The following is a 14,431-nucleotide window of genomic DNA, read 5'->3' on the forward strand; positions in this document are numbered from 1 at the left end:
CGCCCGTGACCCGCGGCCCCTCCGGACGGAGGGCGGTGGGAATAGGAACGCCCTCGTGGCGTTATACTTGTCAGGCCCATGCGCACCGTCCGTCAGAGCGCCGCGAGTCCGTGTCCCCCTGCTCGCGCCCACGCCGGTGCCCTGAGCCTCGCCGACCACCGAACGCCTGTGCACTGCGAGGCAGCCCTCGCTCTGCCCGCCGGAAGAAGGAACTGCGTGACCCCTCCCACGAAGACCAAGACCACCTCCACCTCGCGGAGCACGAGCACCTCGACCCCCGCCGGGGAGGACGCGGCCGTGTCCGAGGAGCAGCCCGGGAAGTCCGCTGCGGCGAAGAAGGCCCCGCGCAAGGCTCCTGCGAAGAGGACCAGCAAGGCCGCCGCGGCCAAGACTTCCGCCTCCGAGGCCCCGGACGGGGCCGAGGAGCCGCGCGAGGACGAGGTGACCGAGGACGAGTCCAAGGATTCCAAGGACACGGCGGCCAAGGACACCGAGGCCGAGGCCGCCGGCGGCTTCGTCTTCACCGCCACCGACGACGACGCCCCGGCCCAGCAGGTCGTCACCGCCGGCGCGACCGCCGATCCGGTCAAGGACTACCTCAAGCAGATCGGAAAGGTCGCCCTGCTGAACGCGGCCCAGGAGGTCGAGCTCGCCGAGCGCATCGAGGCGGGCCTTTTCGCGGAGCAGCAGCTCAAGCGCGACGAGTCGATCGTGCGCACCAAGGCCGGCCGCGAGCTCGCGATCATCGTCGAGGACGGCCGCGCCGCGAAGGATCACCTGCTCGAGGCGAACCTCCGCCTGGTCGTCTCCCTCGCCAAGCGGTACACCGGCCGCGGCATGCTGTTCCTGGACCTGATCCAGGAGGGCAACCTCGGTCTGATCCGTGCGGTCGAGAAGTTCGACTACACCAAGGGCTACAAGTTCTCGACCTACGCGACGTGGTGGATCCGTCAGGCGATCACCCGCGCCATGGCCGACCAGGCCCGCACCATCCGCATCCCCGTGCACATGGTCGAGGTCATCAACAAGCTCGCCCGCGTGCAGCGCCAGATGCTCCAGGACCTCGGGCGCGAGCCCACCCCGGAGGAGCTCGCCAAGGAGCTCGACATGACCCCCGAGAAGGTCGTCGAGGTCCAAAAGTACGGCCGCGAGCCCATCTCCCTGCACACGCCCCTGGGCGAGGACGGCGACAGCGAGTTCGGCGACCTGATCGAGGACTCCGAGGCCGTCGTCCCCGCGGACGCGGTGAGCTTCACCCTCCTGCAGGAGCAGCTCCACTCGGTGCTGGACACCCTCTCCGAGCGGGAGGCGGGCGTCGTCTCCATGCGCTTCGGCCTCGAGGACGGCCAGCCCAAGACCCTCGACGAGATCGGCAAGGTCTACGGCGTGACCCGCGAGCGGATCCGCCAGATCGAGTCGAAGACGATGAGCAAGCTGCGTCACCCCTCGCGGTCGCAGGTGCTGCGCGACTACCTCGACTGAGCTCCTCGCCGCACGCATGACCCAGCAGGCCGGGCACCCTTCGGGGGCCCGGCCTGCTGGCATCGGGAGCCCGGGCGGCACCCGTCGGCGCACGGAAGGGCCTCGGGATCGGGGCCGGAAGGCCCCGGGGTCGGGGCGGGACGCGCACGGGGTCGGGGCGGGAGCCGCACCGGCGGTCCGCCCTCGATCAGCCGGCCGCGATCGCGACGAGGACGAGCGGGGCGTCGACGAGCAGGTGCACCACCATGCACATGCCCAGGCTGCGCCAGCGCAGGTACACCAGCCCCAGCAGCAACCCGAGCGGCATCACGACCCCGACCACGTGCGCCGGGCTCCACGACCCGGCGTGGGCGAGGGTGAACGCGATCAGGGGGACCAGCACGGCCGCCCAGGACGGGAACCGGCGGCGCAGCAGCAGCTCCATCGGCACCGCGCGGAAGATGACCTCCTCCGTGACGGCTGCCGTGAGGACTCCTGCGACGAGCAGCCCCAGGGGAGGGCGCCGATCGCACGAGGGCCCCGCACCGGGACGGTGCGGGGCCCTGCGGGGGAGGACGATCAGTCCTCGACGGGCTCAGGCTTGGCGTGCAGGCGCTCGGTCTCGTCGATGACCTCGGAGGCGAGGGGCTGCAGGGCATCGGCATGCGCACGCGCATGGTGCCCGCAGAACATCAGCTCGCCCCCGGCGGTGAGGACGACCTTGACGTACGCCTGGGCGCCGCAGCGGTCGCAGCGGTCGTCGGCGGTCAGTCGCGGAGCTTCGAGGGTCATGTTCATGCCCCACATTCAAGCACCCCGCGCGGCCGCGCACACGGATGCGGGGCCCCGGTTCGCTCACCGCGCAAACCGGACACCGCGGAGGTAGCCCGCGTCACGCCGAGGCAGGTCGTTCCCGGGTTCGGGGGCCGGCGCGCCGTAGAATCGGCCAGGTGACTCCTTCCATCTCTGCGTATGACGCCCAGCACCTGCAGGTGCTCGAGGGCCTCGAGGCGGTGCGCAAGCGCCCGGGCATGTACATCGGCTCGACCGACTCCCGCGGCCTCATGCACTGCCTCTGGGAGATCCTCGACAACGCCGTGGACGAGGCGCTCGGCGGCTTCGGCCAGGCGATCCGCGTGATCCTCCACGACGACGGCTCCGTCGAGGTCCACGACCGCGGGCGCGGCGTCCCGGTGGACGTGGAGCCCCGCACGGGGCTGACCGGCGTCGAGGTGGTCTACACCAAGCTCCACGCGGGCGGGAAGTTCGGCGGCGGCTCGTACGCCGCCTCCGGCGGCCTGCACGGGGTGGGCGCCTCGGTCGTCAACGCCCTGTCCGCGCGGCTGGACGTCGAGGTCGACCGCTCCGGCAAGACCTACGCCATGTCCTTCCAGCGGGGCGTGCCCGGCGTCTTCGACGACTCCGTCGCCGCCGGACCGGACGCCCCGTTCACCCCAGCGGACGGCCCCGCCGAGCTGCGGATCGTCGGCAAGGCCAAGCGCGGCGTGACCGGCACCCGGGTGCGCTACTGGGCGGATCCGCAGATCTTCGTCAAGGGCAGCCACTTCTCCATCGAGGAGCTCTCCCGCCGTGCCCGCCAGACGGCCTTCCTCGTGCCCGGCCTCGAGGTGACCGTCTCCGACCAGCGCCCCGAGCGCACGCCGGAGCAGCCGGAGAACCGCACCTACCGCTACGAGGGCGGCATCGCGGAGTACGTCGAGTACCTCGCCCAGGACGAGCGGATCACCGACGTGATCCGCCTGACCGGCACGGGCGACTACACCGAGACGATCCCGGTGCTGGACGCGCAGGGGCACATGGTCTCCACGGACGTGGAGCGGCAGTGCGAGGTCGACATCGCCCTGCGCTGGGGCGCGGACTACGAGACGACGCTGCGCTCGTACGTGAACATCGTGGCCACCCCCAAGGGCGGCACGCACGTCGCCGGCTTCGAGCAGGCCCTGGTCAAGACGCTGCGCAAGCAGATCGAGAACCAGGCGCGCCGGGTGAAGTTCAACGCGAAGAACGAGAAGATCGAGAAGGACGACACCCTCGCGGGGCTCACCGCCGTGATCACCGTCCGGATCGACGAGCCGCAGTTCGAGGGCCAGACCAAGGAGATCCTGGGGACCCCGGCGATCCGCGCGATCGTCGCCCGGGTCGTCGAGGAGCGCCTGACCGAGTTCCTCACCTCCTCGAAGAAGGGGGAGAAGGAGCAGGCCGCCCTGGTGGTGGACAAGGTGGTCTCGGAGATGCGCGCCCGCATCGCCGCGCGCATGCACAAGGAGGTCTCGCGGCGCAAGAACGCCCTGGAGTCCTCGACCATGCCCACCAAGCTCGCCGACTGCCGCTCCACCGACGTCGAGCGCAGCGAGCTGTTCATCGTCGAGGGCGACAGCGCGCTGGGCACCGCGAAGAACGCCCGCAACTCCGAGCATCAGGCGCTCTTGCCGATCCGCGGCAAGATCCTCAACGTGCAGAAGGCGTCCATCACGGACATGCTCAAGAACACCGAGTGCGCGGCGATCATCCAGGTGATCGGCGCCGGGTCGGGACGCACCTTCGACCTCGAGGCCGCCCGCTACGGCAAGATCGTGATGATGACCGACGCGGACGTCGACGGCGCGCACATCCGCACCCTGCTGCTGACCCTGTTCCACCGGTACATGCGGCCCCTGGTCGAGGCCGGCCGCGTGTACGCCGCGGTCCCGCCGCTGCACCGCGTGGAGATCATCCACGGCGGATCGAAGAAGAACGAGCTCGTGTACACCTACACCGAGACGGAGCTCAACGCGCTGCTGAAGAACCTCGAGAAGCGCGGCAAGCGGTACAAGGAGCCGATCCAGCGCTACAAGGGCCTGGGGGAGATGGACGCGGACCAGCTCGCGGACACCACCATGGACCCGGCGCACCGGACTCTGCGCCGGGTGCGGATCGAGGACGCCGAGGCCGCCGCGACGATGTTCGAGCTGCTCATGGGATCCGAGGTGGCCCCGCGCAAGCAGTTCATCATCGAGGGCGCCGAGGAGCTGGACCGCGAGCGCATCGATGCCTGAGCCCGCTGCCGCGGCGACCTCGGCGCCGGCGACACCGACCCCGGGCGCAGCCCCGATCCCCGCGATGCCCCAGGAGGAGCGATGAGCCTTGCCGTGCGAGTGATCCCGTGTCTGGACGTCGACGACGGCCGCGTCGTCAAGGGCGTCAACTTCCGCAACCTGCGCGACGCCGGGGACCCGGTCGAGCTGGCGGGCCGCTACGAGGCCATGGGAGCCGATGAGCTGACCTTCCTGGACGTCACCGCCTCCAGCGGAGGCCGCGCGACCATGCTCGACGTCGTCTCCCGCACCGCCGAGCAGATCTTCATCCCGCTGACCGTCGGCGGCGGGGTGCGCACCCCGGCGGACGTCGACCAGCTGCTGCGGGCCGGCGCGGACAAGTGCGGGGTGAACACCGCCGCGATCGCCCGCCCCGAGGTCATCACCGAGATCGCCGAGCGCTTCGGGAACCAGGTGCTGGTGCTCTCGATCGACGCGCGCCGCGTCACCGAGGACACCCCCGACGGACCGGCCCGCACCGGCAGCGGCTTCGAGGTCACCACCCACGGCGGCCGCCGCGGCACCGGCATCGATGCGCTCGAGTGGATCGCGGAGGTCACCCGGCTCGGGGCCGGGGAGATCCTGCTGAACTCCATGGACGCCGACGGCACCGAGGATGGCTTCGACCTGGAGCTGATCCGCGGTGCGCGGGCCGCGACGACGCTGCCGCTGATCGCCTCGGGAGGAGCGGGCACCGCCGCGCACTTCCCGCCCGCGGTGGAGGCGGGGGCCGATGCCGTCCTCGCCGCGAGCGTCTTCCACTTCGGCCAGATGACGATCGGCGACGCCAAGGACTCCCTGTCCGCTGCGGGCATCCCCGTGCGGTGACCGCTCCGCTGAGCACCGCCGCCCCGCAGATCGGGCCCCGGCGCCCGCGCGGGCGCCTCGGCCGGGCCCTGCTGCGCTCGAGCGTCGTCGGGGCGCTGCTGGCGGCCCTGGTGGGCGGCTGGCTGGTGTGGGACAACCATCGCCTGGTGACCACGCAGGTCACCGTCGCCGCGGCGACGCTGCCGGAGGAGTTCTCCGGCTTCCGGATCGTCCAGGTCTCGGACCTGCACTCCCGCAGCTTCGGGGAGGACAACGCCCGGCTGGTCGAGGCGGTCCGGCAGGCCCGTCCCGACGCGATCGCCGTGACCGGCGACGTCGTCGACCGCACCAGTGCCGGCCCGGAGGTGGCCCTCGACCTCGTCGAGGACCTCACCCGGATCGCCCCGGTCTACTACGTGACCGGCAACCATGAGGAGAAGTTCCCGGCCACGCCGGAGCTCCTGCACGGTCTCGAGGCGCGCGGGGCGGTGGTGCTGCGCGGCGACGCGGTCGTGCTGCAGCGCGAGGGGGCACGCCTGGCGATCGCCGGGATCGACGACCCGCGCGTCCTGGCCCCCGGGGAGCAGCGCCCGGAGGGGACCGAGCAGCAGCGCACCCAGCGTCGCCTCCAGGCGCTGCGCGAGGACCTCGACGCCGCGGCCGGGACAGGAGGAGCACCGTTCACGGTGCTCCTCTCCCACCGGCCCGAGATGATCGACGAGTACGCGGCGGCCGGCATGGACGTGGTGCTGGCCGGCCACGCCCACGGGGGCCAGGTGAGGCTGCCGCTGATCGGCGGGCTGATCGCCCCGGACCAGGGGCTCCTGCCGCGGTACACGGAGGGCGTCCACCGGCGCGAGGGGACGGCCCTGGTGGTCAGCCGCGGCCTGGGCAACTCGGTCGCGCCGATCCGTGTCAACGACCCGCCGGAGCTGGTGGTGCTCACCCTCGAACGCTGAGCGGCGGGGCCCCGGCGCTCAGCGGGAGGAGACCTCGTAGCGTGCCTGCAGGTGATGGGTCTGGCCCGGCTCGAGGTGCACGGCGCCGTCCTTGGCGACCGCGGTCTCCACGCAGAGGAACTGCTGCCAGGCGTCCAGCGGCATGTCCGACAGGTGCGCCGCTCCGTCGCTCCACGGGTTCCACAGCACTGTGCGGGTGGAGCACTTGGGGGTGATCACGATGTCGCGCTCGAGGACCTCGTCGTGCACGGTCACGGGGCCGTCGACGTCGTAGACCCGGTCCACGGGGCCGGTCAGCTGCGGTTCGCCGTCCTGGGTGAGCTCGCGCAGGTCCTGGAGGTTGTCGAGATAGCGGGCGCCGGCCAGACCGTGCAGGCGGGTGGCGCGCACGTCCCCGACCGAGAGGTACGTGTGCAGCGCCGCCTCGAGCTCCAGCGGCGCGCTGCCGGCGGTGATGTCCAGGCGCACCTGCAGGTGGTCCACCGCGATCGCGAAGTGGACCTGGGCGCTGATCCCGTCGCCGGCCGGGTCGTCGTCGACCAGGCCCAGCGTGATGGCGACCGAGTCGGAGTGGACCACATCGGCGTCCTCGTCGGCCCAGCCGTGGAAGCGCTCGGCGGAGACGAGATCCCAGCGTCGGCGCCGCAGCCAGCCGTGGGCCGGCGCGGAGCGGCCGTCGCGGCCCGGCCCGAACCACGGGCCGATCAGGGGGATCCCGCCGCGGATCGGCTCGCCCTCCGCGTACACCGCGTCGGGGCTGGTCCACAGCACGTCGTCCTCGCCATCGGGGACCCAGCTGGTCAGGTGGGCGCCGTCCCGATGGATGACGGCGGTGCAGGCGGCGATCTCCACCAGCACCGCAGGCGTGCCGTGCACGTCCTCGAGCCGGACGCCGCGGGGCAGTTCGGTCGTCGTGTTCTCGTCCATGCCCCTATGGTCCCACTCCGGCGCGATCGCCGCGGCCGGTCCGCGCCGATCAGGGCGGTCAGCCGACGGCGGCCACGGGAACCGCCACCGGGGTGCCGGACCCGTCGCGGCGCCCCACGGGCTCCGGGAGGTCGATCGGCTGTCCCGACTCGGAGCATGCCCGGGCGGGGGAGGGCACCACCCAGGCGCCGATCAGCACGTCCTCGCCGCGCAGGAAGCGGTGGCAGCGCACGCCGCCGGTGGCACGCCCCTTGGCGGGGAACTCGGTCAGGTCCGAGACCTTCAGCGAGCCGGTCTGCGTCCCCGGCAGCGCCTGCGAGGTGCCGGCGATGGTGACGACCTCGGCCGGGCGGGTGACGTCGACGGCCGTGAACGCCACGACCGTGGCGCCGGCGGAGAGCTTGATGCCGGCCACGCCGCCCGCGCTGCGGCCCTGCGGACGCACCCCGGAGGCGGGGAAGTGCAGCAGCTGCGCATCGGAGCTGACCATCACCAGGTCCAGATCGGTGTCGTCCTCGATGTCGACCACGCCGACGACCCGGTCATCGCCCTTCAGGCCGATGATCTCGAAGCCGTCCGAGCGCGGGAAGTCCAGGGAGACCCGCTTGACCACGCCGTCGCGGGTGCCCAGGGCCAGGCAGCCGCCGCGGGCGCGGTCCTCCTCGCTCGCCCGCACCAGGGCGATGACCTTCTCGTCCTTGTCCAGGGCGAGCAGGTCCGACAGCCGCGTGCCGCCGGCGAGGGAGGGCGCTGCCGCCGTGGGGGCGAGGGAGGGGAGGTCCACCACCCCGAGGTGCAGCAGGCGGCCGCGGTCGGTCACCGCGCCCACCTGCGAGCGGGTCGTGGTCAGCACCTGGGAGACCAGGACGTCGTGCGCGGAACGGCCGCCCTCCCGGGGGATCTCCGCGTCCCCGGCGGTGCGGGCCACCAGGCCCGAGCCGCTGAGCAGCACGCGGCACGGCTCATCGGCCACCTCGAGCGAGGAGCTCTGCGGCGCGGGCTGGGCGCCGGCCTCCAGCAGCACGGTGCGCCGCGGCGTGCCGTGCTCGGCGGCGACGGCCGCGAGCTCGGCGGAGACCAGATCGCGCAGCACCTGCTCCGAGCCGAGGATCCGTTCGAGCTCCTCGATCTCGGCCCGCAGGGAGTCCCGCTCGCTCTCGAGCTCGAGACGGGAGAACTTCGTCAGGCGCCGCAGCCGCAGCTCGAGGATGTACTCGGCCTGCGCCTGCGAGAGGTCGAAGGCGGACATGAGGGCGGTGCGGGCCCGCTCGCCGTCGTCCGCCGCGCGGATGATCTGGATGACCTCGTCGATGTCGAGGATCGCGATGAGCAGGCCCTCGACCAGGTGGAGGCGGTCCTGCCGGCGGCGCAGACGATGCTCCGTGCGGCGCCGCACCACCACCAGGCGGTGATCGACGAACACCTCGAGCAGCGACTTCAGCCCGAGGGTGCGGGGCTGTCCCTCGACCAGCGCCACGTTGTTGATGCCGAAGGAGTCCTCCATCGGCGTGTACCGGTACAGCTGCTCGAGCACGGCCTCGGGGTTGAAGCCCGACTTCACGGTGAGCACGAGGCGCAGGCCGTGGTGCCGGTCGGTGAGGTCCTGGTAGTCGCTGATGCCCTGGACCTTCTTGGACTGCACCGCATCGCGCAGCTTCTCGGCGACCTTCTCCGGGCCCACCTGGTAGGGCAGCTCGGTGACGACGATGCCCTTCTTGCGGCTGGTGACGTTCTCGATGCGGGTGGTGGCACGGACCTTGAAGGATCCGCGCCCCGTCCGGTACGCGTCGCGGATCCCCTCGAGGCCCACGATCCGGCCGCCGGAGGGCAGGTCCGGTCCGGGCACCAGGCGCATGAGGTCCTCGAGGGAGGCGTCCGGGTGGGCGATCAGGTGGCGGGCCGCCGCGATCACCTCGACGAGGTTGTGCGGGGGCATGTTCGTGGCCATGCCCACCGCGATGCCGGAGGCCCCGTTGACCAGCAGGTTCGGGAACTGGGCGGGCAGCACCTCGGGCTGGGTGAGCTGGTTGTCGTAGTTCGGGATCATCTCCACGACGTCCTCGTCCAGCGAGTCCGTCATGAGCGTGGCCGCGCGGGCCGGGCGCGCCTCCGTGTAGCGCGGCGCCGCCGGCCCGTTGTCGAGGGAGCCGAAGTTGCCGTGCCCGTCCACCAGCGGCAGGCGCATGGAGAAGTCCTGCGCCATGCGCACCAGGGCGTCGTAGATCGCGGTGTCGCCATGGGGGTGCAGCTTGCCCATCACCTCGCCGACCACGCGCTGGCTCTTGACGTGCCCGCGGTCGGGCCGCAGGCCCATGTCGTCCATCATGTAGAGGATCCGGCGCTGCACCGGCTTGAGGCCGTCGCGCGCATCGGGCAGGGCCCGCGAATAGATCACCGAGTAGGCGTACTCGAGGAACGAGCTCTCCATCTCGCTGGTGACGTCGACATCGACGATCGTCCCGTCGGAGTTCTCGTCCGCCGGAGCCGGGGTTCTGCGCGAAGTGGCCATAGCCGCTATCCTGCCTCACCGCCGCGCCGGATCGCGGCAGGTGACGCCGTGAATCGGATCATCCCGCCCCGGGGCGACCCGCTAGGCTCGCCCCATGGCACCACGGCGCGACGCAGGCACCGGGCGTCGGAGCACGGGCGCTCCGGACCCTGCGCACTACCCTGCCCACTGGGAGGCGGACATCGCCCTGCGCGACGGCACGGCCGCGCACCTGAGGCCGATCCTGCCCACCGACGCGGACGCCCTCCAGCGCTTCCACCAGGCCCAGTCCGAGCAGTCGCGGTACCTGCGGTTCTTCGCCGCCATGCCCCGGCTCTCCCCGCGGGACCTGGACCGCTTCACCCGCGTGGACCACCACGACCGGGTCGCGTTCGTGGTCCTGCACGAGGACGACATCATCGCCGTGGGCCGCTACGACCGCATCGGCGGCCGCGAGGCCGAGGTCGCCTTCAACGTCGCCGACTCCCAGCAGGGGCAGGGGCTGGCCTCGATCCTCCTGGAGCATCTGGCCGCCGCCGCCCGCGAGCACGGCATCGACACCTTCACCGCCGAGGTCCTCCCGCAGAACCAGAAGATGATCGGCGTGTTCACCGACGCCGGCTTCGACGTGCGCCGCACCTTCGACGACGGCGTCGTCCAGGTCGTCTTCCGCATCGACCCCACCGCGCGATCCCTGGCCGTGATGGCCGAGCGGGAGCGCCGCGTCGAGGCCCGCGCCATGGAGCGCATGCTCCACCCCTCCTCCGTGCTCGTGGTCGGGATCTCCTCGCGCGCCGACAGCGCCGGGCGGCGCATCCTCGACGCCCTGGACCGCTCGGGCTACGACGGCGTCGTCCACGTCGTCGCCCGCGAGGACTTCGAGATCGCCGGGCATCCCACCCGCGCCCGCATCGCCGACGTCCCCGGCCCCATCGACGTCGCCGTCATCGCCCTGCGCCCCGAGGCCTGCCTCGAGGCCGTCGACGACTGCGCCCGGATCGGGGTGCGCTGCGTGGTCATCCCCACCGAGGGGTTCTCCGACTCCGCCGTCACGCGCGCGGACCTCCAGCGCCGGCTCGTCGCCCGGGTGCGCCGCCACGGCATGCGGCTGCTGGGCCCCGGTGCCCTGGGCTACCTGCGCACCGGCGAGCACCCCATCAACGCCTCGCTGTCCCCGCGGCTGCCGCGGGCCGGGCGGGCGGCGCTCGCCGCCCAGTCCAGCGCCCTGGCGGCCATGCTGCTGGCCGCCACCGACCGCCGCGGCACCGGCGTGCACGAGTTCGTCGCCGCCGGCAACCGCGCGGACGTCTCCCTCAACGACTGCCTCCAGCACTGGGACGAGTCCGAGGACGTCGGCGTCATCGGCCTGGCGCTGGAGTCCATGGGAAATCCCCGCAAGTTCACCCGCATCGCCCGGCGCCTGACCCGCACCCGTCCCGTCGTGGTCCTGCGTCCCCCCGGCGTGGGCTCCCAGGCCCCGCCCGGACATGACGTCCGCGCCTCCGTCCTGCCGCGCCGCGCGCTGGACCAGGTGCTCAGCGCCGCCGGCGTGGTGCGGGCCGACAACGTCGACCACCTCATGGACCTTGTCGACGCGCTCGAGCGGCAGGGCGTGCCGCTGGGCGCGCGGGTGGGGCTGCTCTCCAACACCGCCGCCCTCGGCGAGGCCCTGCGCGGCGCGGCGGACCGCCACCGCATCCGGGTCAGCGCCGACAACCGCTCCGTCCCCCTCGCGGAGGACCCCCGGCTGGTCCAGCGTGCCTTCACCTCGATGGCGGGCCTGGGCGGCGTGGACCTCGTGGTCGCGGCGGTGCTGGACCCCCTCACCGGGGATCTCGTGAGCATGCTGCGGGCGATGGCGACCGTCGCCCGCGGGAGCGAGGTCGCCCTGGTCGTCTGCCTGGTCACCGACCGCGACCGCTGGCTGGCGGTCGAGGAGGCGGTGCGGGCCGACGGCACCCTTCCGCCCGTGCACACCAGCCCCGCCGCCGCGATGCGCGCCGCCGCGGGCCTGCTCGCCGCGGCGCGCCGCAGCGCGGTGGACGACGCCCCGCCCGAGCGTCCCGCGGACATCGACGTCGAGGCCGCCCGCACGATGGTGCGCGAGCTGCTGCCCGAGCGGCCCGGCGCGCCGCGCGCGCTGTCCGGGCAGCAAGTGCGGGACCTGCTGGCCGCCTACGGCATCGGCGCCCTACCCACCGCCGAGGTGCACGACGTCGACCAGGCCCTCCAGGCCGCCGGGCGGATCGGCTACCCGCTCGCCCTCAAGAGCACCGACCCGGTGCTCCGCCACCGCACCGACCTCGGCGGCGTGCGCCTGGACATCGCCGACCCCGCCCAGCTCGCCCACGCCTTCACCCGCATGCGCGCCGAGCTCTCGTACTCCGACGCCCCTCTGGAGCTGCAGCGCATGGCCCCGCCCGGCGTGCCCGTGGTCATCCGCTCCACGGAGGACCCGGCGCTGGGGCCGGTGGTCTCCTTCTCCGTCGCCGGCGACGCCACGGACCTGCTGGACGACATCGCCTATGCGATCCCGCCGCTGGGCCCGCAGGTCGTCGAACGGCTCATGTCCTCGCCCGCGACGGCCGCCAAGCTGCGCGGGGACCGCGGGATGCCGCACGTGGACCGGGCGGCGCTCGCCGACCTGCTCGCGCGGGTGGGGGTGATCGCCGAGGACCTGCCCGAGCTGCGCCGGCTCGAGCTGTATCCGGTGGTGGTCGGGCTCGACGGCGTGAAGGTGGTCGGCGCGAGCGCGGAGGTCGCCCATGCGCCCAACCGCACCGACGGCACCCGGCGCATCCTCAGCGGTCCCGGATCCGACCCGCTGCGTGGGAGACTGGGGGAATGACCTCAGCGCTGCCCGCGGACCTCGCCTCCGAGCTGGAGGCCTCCGGCTACTTCCCGCAGACCGCCGCGGCCTGTGTGGCGCGGGCCCTGCGCGGCGCCCCGGTGCGTGCGCACCTGGTGCGGCCCGAGACCACCTTCGACGGCTCCGAGGTGCGCCGCCATCTGACCGTCCTCGCCCTCACCGAGCGCCACCTGGTGATCTCCCACATCGACGACGAGTCGGCCGATGAGCTGAACCCGCCCCAGGTCGTCGCCACCACCGAGAAGGTGCGCCTGGACCGGATTGGCACCACGGGCCTCACCCAGGTCTTCGCGGCCGATGACGAGGGCAGCGGCGTCGAGGAGTCCGAGGTCACCCTCGGCATCTCCTGGGGCGGCAGCCGCCGGATCGACCTCGAGCGGGCCTGGTGCGAGGACCCCAACTGCCAGGCTGACCATGGCTACACGGGCACGCTGGCCCCGTCGGATCTCGCCCTGCGCATCAGCGCCCTCGCCGACGGCCCCCTCGCGGTGGCCGCGGCGATCGCCTTCCACGAGCGCCTCATGGACGCGGTCGATGAGCTCGAGGCCTGAGCTCGGCGGCGACCTGCTCGCCCCGCCGTTCGCCGGGGGCGCGGCACCGGGGATCCTGGGCGTGGTCGCGGACCTCCTGCCCGCCGGCGCCGCAGGCCCGGGGGGCCGGGACCTCGTGGTGCTGGCCGACGGGCTGGGGCGGGAGCTGCTGGACGAGCACCTCTCCCTCGCCCCCACCCTGCGCCGCCTCGCCGGGCAGACCCGCACCCTGCGCACCGTCACCCCGGCGACCACCGCCACCGCCATGACGTCCCTGCTCACGGGCCTGCCGCCGATCCGCCACGGGGTCCTGGGGTACACCACCATCGATCCCGAGCGCGGGGTGGCGGTCAACCAGCTCACCGGGGACGCCCCGCACGTGGATCCCGTGCGCTGGATGCCGCAGGCGACCCTGGGGGAGTCCAGCACCCGGCGCGCCGTCCATGTGGGCCCGCTCAAGCACTCCGGCAGCCACCTCAGCGCGGTCGCCTTCCGGGGCTGGGACTTCGTGCCCCATCGCCGCCCCGACGAGCGGGTCGACGCGGTGCGCACCGCCCTGCAGCGGGCGGGGAAGGGCGGCGTGGTCCACCTCCACGTCGACGACGTGGACCATGCCGGGCACCGGTACGGCGTGGACTCCGATCCGTGGCGCGAGGCCGTCTCCGAGGTCGACGCGCTGCTCGCGACGCTGCTGCGCCGCCTTCCGCCGCGCACCCGGATCCACCTGACCGCGGATCACGGGATGGTCGACGTGGATCCCCGGCTCCGCCTGGACCCGACGGCGCTGCCCGGGGTGCGCGACCTGGTCGCGGTGATCGCGGGGGAGTCCCGGGCGATGTGGATCGGTGCCCGGGGCGGCGAGGACGGCGCCGCGCAGCTCGCGGAGCTGCTGCGGGAGGGTCTCGGGGAGAGGGCCCTCGTGCTCTCGCGCGCGGAGGTGATCGCCGCCGGGGTCCTCGGTCCGCCGGGGGAGGAGCCGGCGCCCCATGCGCGCGGACGCATGGGGGACGTGCTTGTGCTGGCACGCGGGCGCACGACCCTGGTCGATCCGGGCAGGCCCGCGCCGCGGCACCCCGAGATCGGCGTGCACGGGTCCCTCACGGCCCGCGAGAGCCTCGTCCCGCTGCTCAGCGTCGAGGTCTGACCGGCCCTGCGTCGGTCAGCCTGTCCGGCGGCGGCCGTCCGTCGGCCCTGCCCTGGTCGGCACCGCAGCGCCGTCCGCCGGCCATGCCTCGGTCGGCCCCGCGGCGCCGTCCGCCGGCCCTGCCCTGGACGGCCCCGCGGCGCCTCCGGCG

The 14,431-nt window shown here is 73.3% G+C and carries 11 protein-coding genes; 7 read left to right on the top strand and 4 right to left on the bottom strand.

Annotation, left to right across the window (positions count from 1 at the left end):
• Nucleotides 1-78: 78 nt before the first annotated feature.
• Nucleotides 79-1,482, top strand: coding sequence for an RNA polymerase sigma factor (locus tag ABD234_RS00415; RefSeq protein ID WP_084148192.1), 1,404 nt, complete (start codon nucleotides 79-81; stop codon nucleotides 1,480-1,482).
• A gap of 187 nt (nucleotides 1,483-1,669) precedes the next feature.
• Here the strand turns inward: ABD234_RS00415 and ABD234_RS00420 are convergent, their stop codons facing one another.
• Together ABD234_RS00420 and ABD234_RS00425 are read right to left on the bottom strand one after the other, a co-directional pair.
• Nucleotides 1,670-2,044: a CPBP family intramembrane glutamic endopeptidase gene (locus tag ABD234_RS00420; protein WP_344354254.1), complete on the bottom strand. Its 375-nt coding sequence runs from the start codon at nucleotides 2,042-2,044 to the stop codon at nucleotides 1,670-1,672.
• A complete protein-coding gene (locus tag ABD234_RS00425; protein WP_038370335.1) occupies nucleotides 2,041-2,259 on the bottom strand; it encodes a DUF7455 domain-containing protein in 219 nt (72 codons plus the stop codon). The genes ABD234_RS00420 and ABD234_RS00425 overlap by 4 nt, the downstream gene beginning before the upstream one ends.
• A 152-nt stretch (nucleotides 2,260-2,411) precedes the next feature.
• Between ABD234_RS00425 and ABD234_RS00430 the strand changes: the two genes are divergently transcribed.
• The 3 genes from ABD234_RS00430 (at nucleotide 2,412) to ABD234_RS00440 (ending at nucleotide 6,322) form a co-directional block, all read left to right on the top strand.
• A complete protein-coding gene (locus ABD234_RS00430; RefSeq protein WP_038370334.1) occupies nucleotides 2,412-4,517 on the top strand; it encodes a DNA gyrase/topoisomerase IV subunit B in 2,106 nt (701 codons plus the stop codon).
• An 81-nt stretch (nucleotides 4,518-4,598) separates the two neighbouring features.
• Nucleotides 4,599-5,384: an imidazole glycerol phosphate synthase subunit HisF gene (gene hisF, locus ABD234_RS00435; protein WP_038370333.1), complete on the top strand. Its 786-nt coding sequence runs from the start codon at nucleotides 4,599-4,601 to the stop codon at nucleotides 5,382-5,384.
• The gene (locus ABD234_RS00440; protein ID WP_051486427.1) at nucleotides 5,381-6,322 is read left to right on the top strand and encodes a metallophosphoesterase; all 942 of its coding nucleotides are present in this window, start codon (nucleotides 5,381-5,383) and stop codon (nucleotides 6,320-6,322) included. The genes hisF and ABD234_RS00440 overlap by 4 nt, the downstream gene beginning before the upstream one ends.
• Before the next feature lie 18 nt (nucleotides 6,323-6,340).
• On the opposite strand, the gene ABD234_RS00445 is transcribed toward ABD234_RS00440, so the two are convergent.
• Both ABD234_RS00445 and ABD234_RS00450 read right to left on the bottom strand, forming a co-directional pair.
• A complete protein-coding gene (locus tag ABD234_RS00445; protein WP_038370332.1) occupies nucleotides 6,341-7,249 on the bottom strand; it encodes a D-hexose-6-phosphate mutarotase in 909 nt (302 codons plus the stop codon).
• A gap of 58 nt (nucleotides 7,250-7,307) precedes the next feature.
• The gene (locus ABD234_RS00450) at nucleotides 7,308-9,758 is read right to left on the bottom strand and encodes a DNA gyrase/topoisomerase IV subunit A (RefSeq protein ID WP_038370331.1); all 2,451 of its coding nucleotides are present in this window, start codon (nucleotides 9,756-9,758) and stop codon (nucleotides 7,308-7,310) included.
• Between the two features lie 94 nt (nucleotides 9,759-9,852).
• On the opposite strand from ABD234_RS00450, the gene ABD234_RS00455 reads away from it, so the two are divergent.
• From ABD234_RS00455 to ABD234_RS00465, 3 genes are read left to right on the top strand one after another with little or no spacing between them, the layout of a single operon-like run.
• Nucleotides 9,853-12,585: a GNAT family N-acetyltransferase gene (locus tag ABD234_RS00455; protein ID WP_038370330.1), complete on the top strand. Its 2,733-nt coding sequence runs from the start codon at nucleotides 9,853-9,855 to the stop codon at nucleotides 12,583-12,585.
• Nucleotides 12,582-13,157 carry a DUF5998 family protein gene (locus tag ABD234_RS00460; RefSeq protein ID WP_038370329.1) on the top strand — a complete coding sequence of 192 codons (576 nt, stop codon included), beginning with the start codon at nucleotides 12,582-12,584 and terminating at the stop codon, nucleotides 13,155-13,157. The genes ABD234_RS00455 and ABD234_RS00460 overlap by 4 nt, the downstream gene beginning before the upstream one ends.
• Nucleotides 13,141-14,280 (top strand): alkaline phosphatase family protein, encoded by a 1,140-nt coding sequence (locus ABD234_RS00465; RefSeq protein WP_038370328.1) that lies wholly within the window; start codon nucleotides 13,141-13,143, stop codon nucleotides 14,278-14,280. The genes ABD234_RS00460 and ABD234_RS00465 overlap by 17 nt, the downstream gene beginning before the upstream one ends.
• The last annotated feature ends 151 nt before the right edge of the window (nucleotides 14,281-14,431 follow it).

This window comes from Brachybacterium phenoliresistens (genome assembly GCF_039530785.1).
GTDB lineage: Bacteria > Actinomycetota > Actinomycetes > Actinomycetales > Dermabacteraceae > Brachybacterium > Brachybacterium phenoliresistens.

Bases quoted from the DNA above. Each gene is read 5' to 3' on its own strand.
- ABD234_RS00415 (WP_084148192.1), top strand. From the start codon at position 79: ATGCGCACCGTCCGTCAGAGCGCCGCGAGTCCGTGTCCCCCTGCTCGC.
- ABD234_RS00425 (WP_038370335.1), bottom strand. From the start codon at position 2,259: ATGAACATGACCCTCGAAGCTCCGCGACTGACCGCCGACGACCGCTGC.
- hisF (WP_038370333.1), top strand. From the start codon at position 4,599: ATGAGCCTTGCCGTGCGAGTGATCCCGTGTCTGGACGTCGACGACGGC.
- ABD234_RS00445 (WP_038370332.1), bottom strand. From the start codon at position 7,249: ATGGACGAGAACACGACGACCGAACTGCCCCGCGGCGTCCGGCTCGAG.
- ABD234_RS00450 (WP_038370331.1), bottom strand. From the start codon at position 9,758: ATGGCCACTTCGCGCAGAACCCCGGCTCCGGCGGACGAGAACTCCGAC.
- ABD234_RS00455 (WP_038370330.1), top strand. From the start codon at position 9,853: ATGGCACCACGGCGCGACGCAGGCACCGGGCGTCGGAGCACGGGCGCT.
- ABD234_RS00460 (WP_038370329.1), top strand. From the start codon at position 12,582: ATGACCTCAGCGCTGCCCGCGGACCTCGCCTCCGAGCTGGAGGCCTCC.
- ABD234_RS00465 (WP_038370328.1), top strand. From the start codon at position 13,141: ATGAGCTCGAGGCCTGAGCTCGGCGGCGACCTGCTCGCCCCGCCGTTC.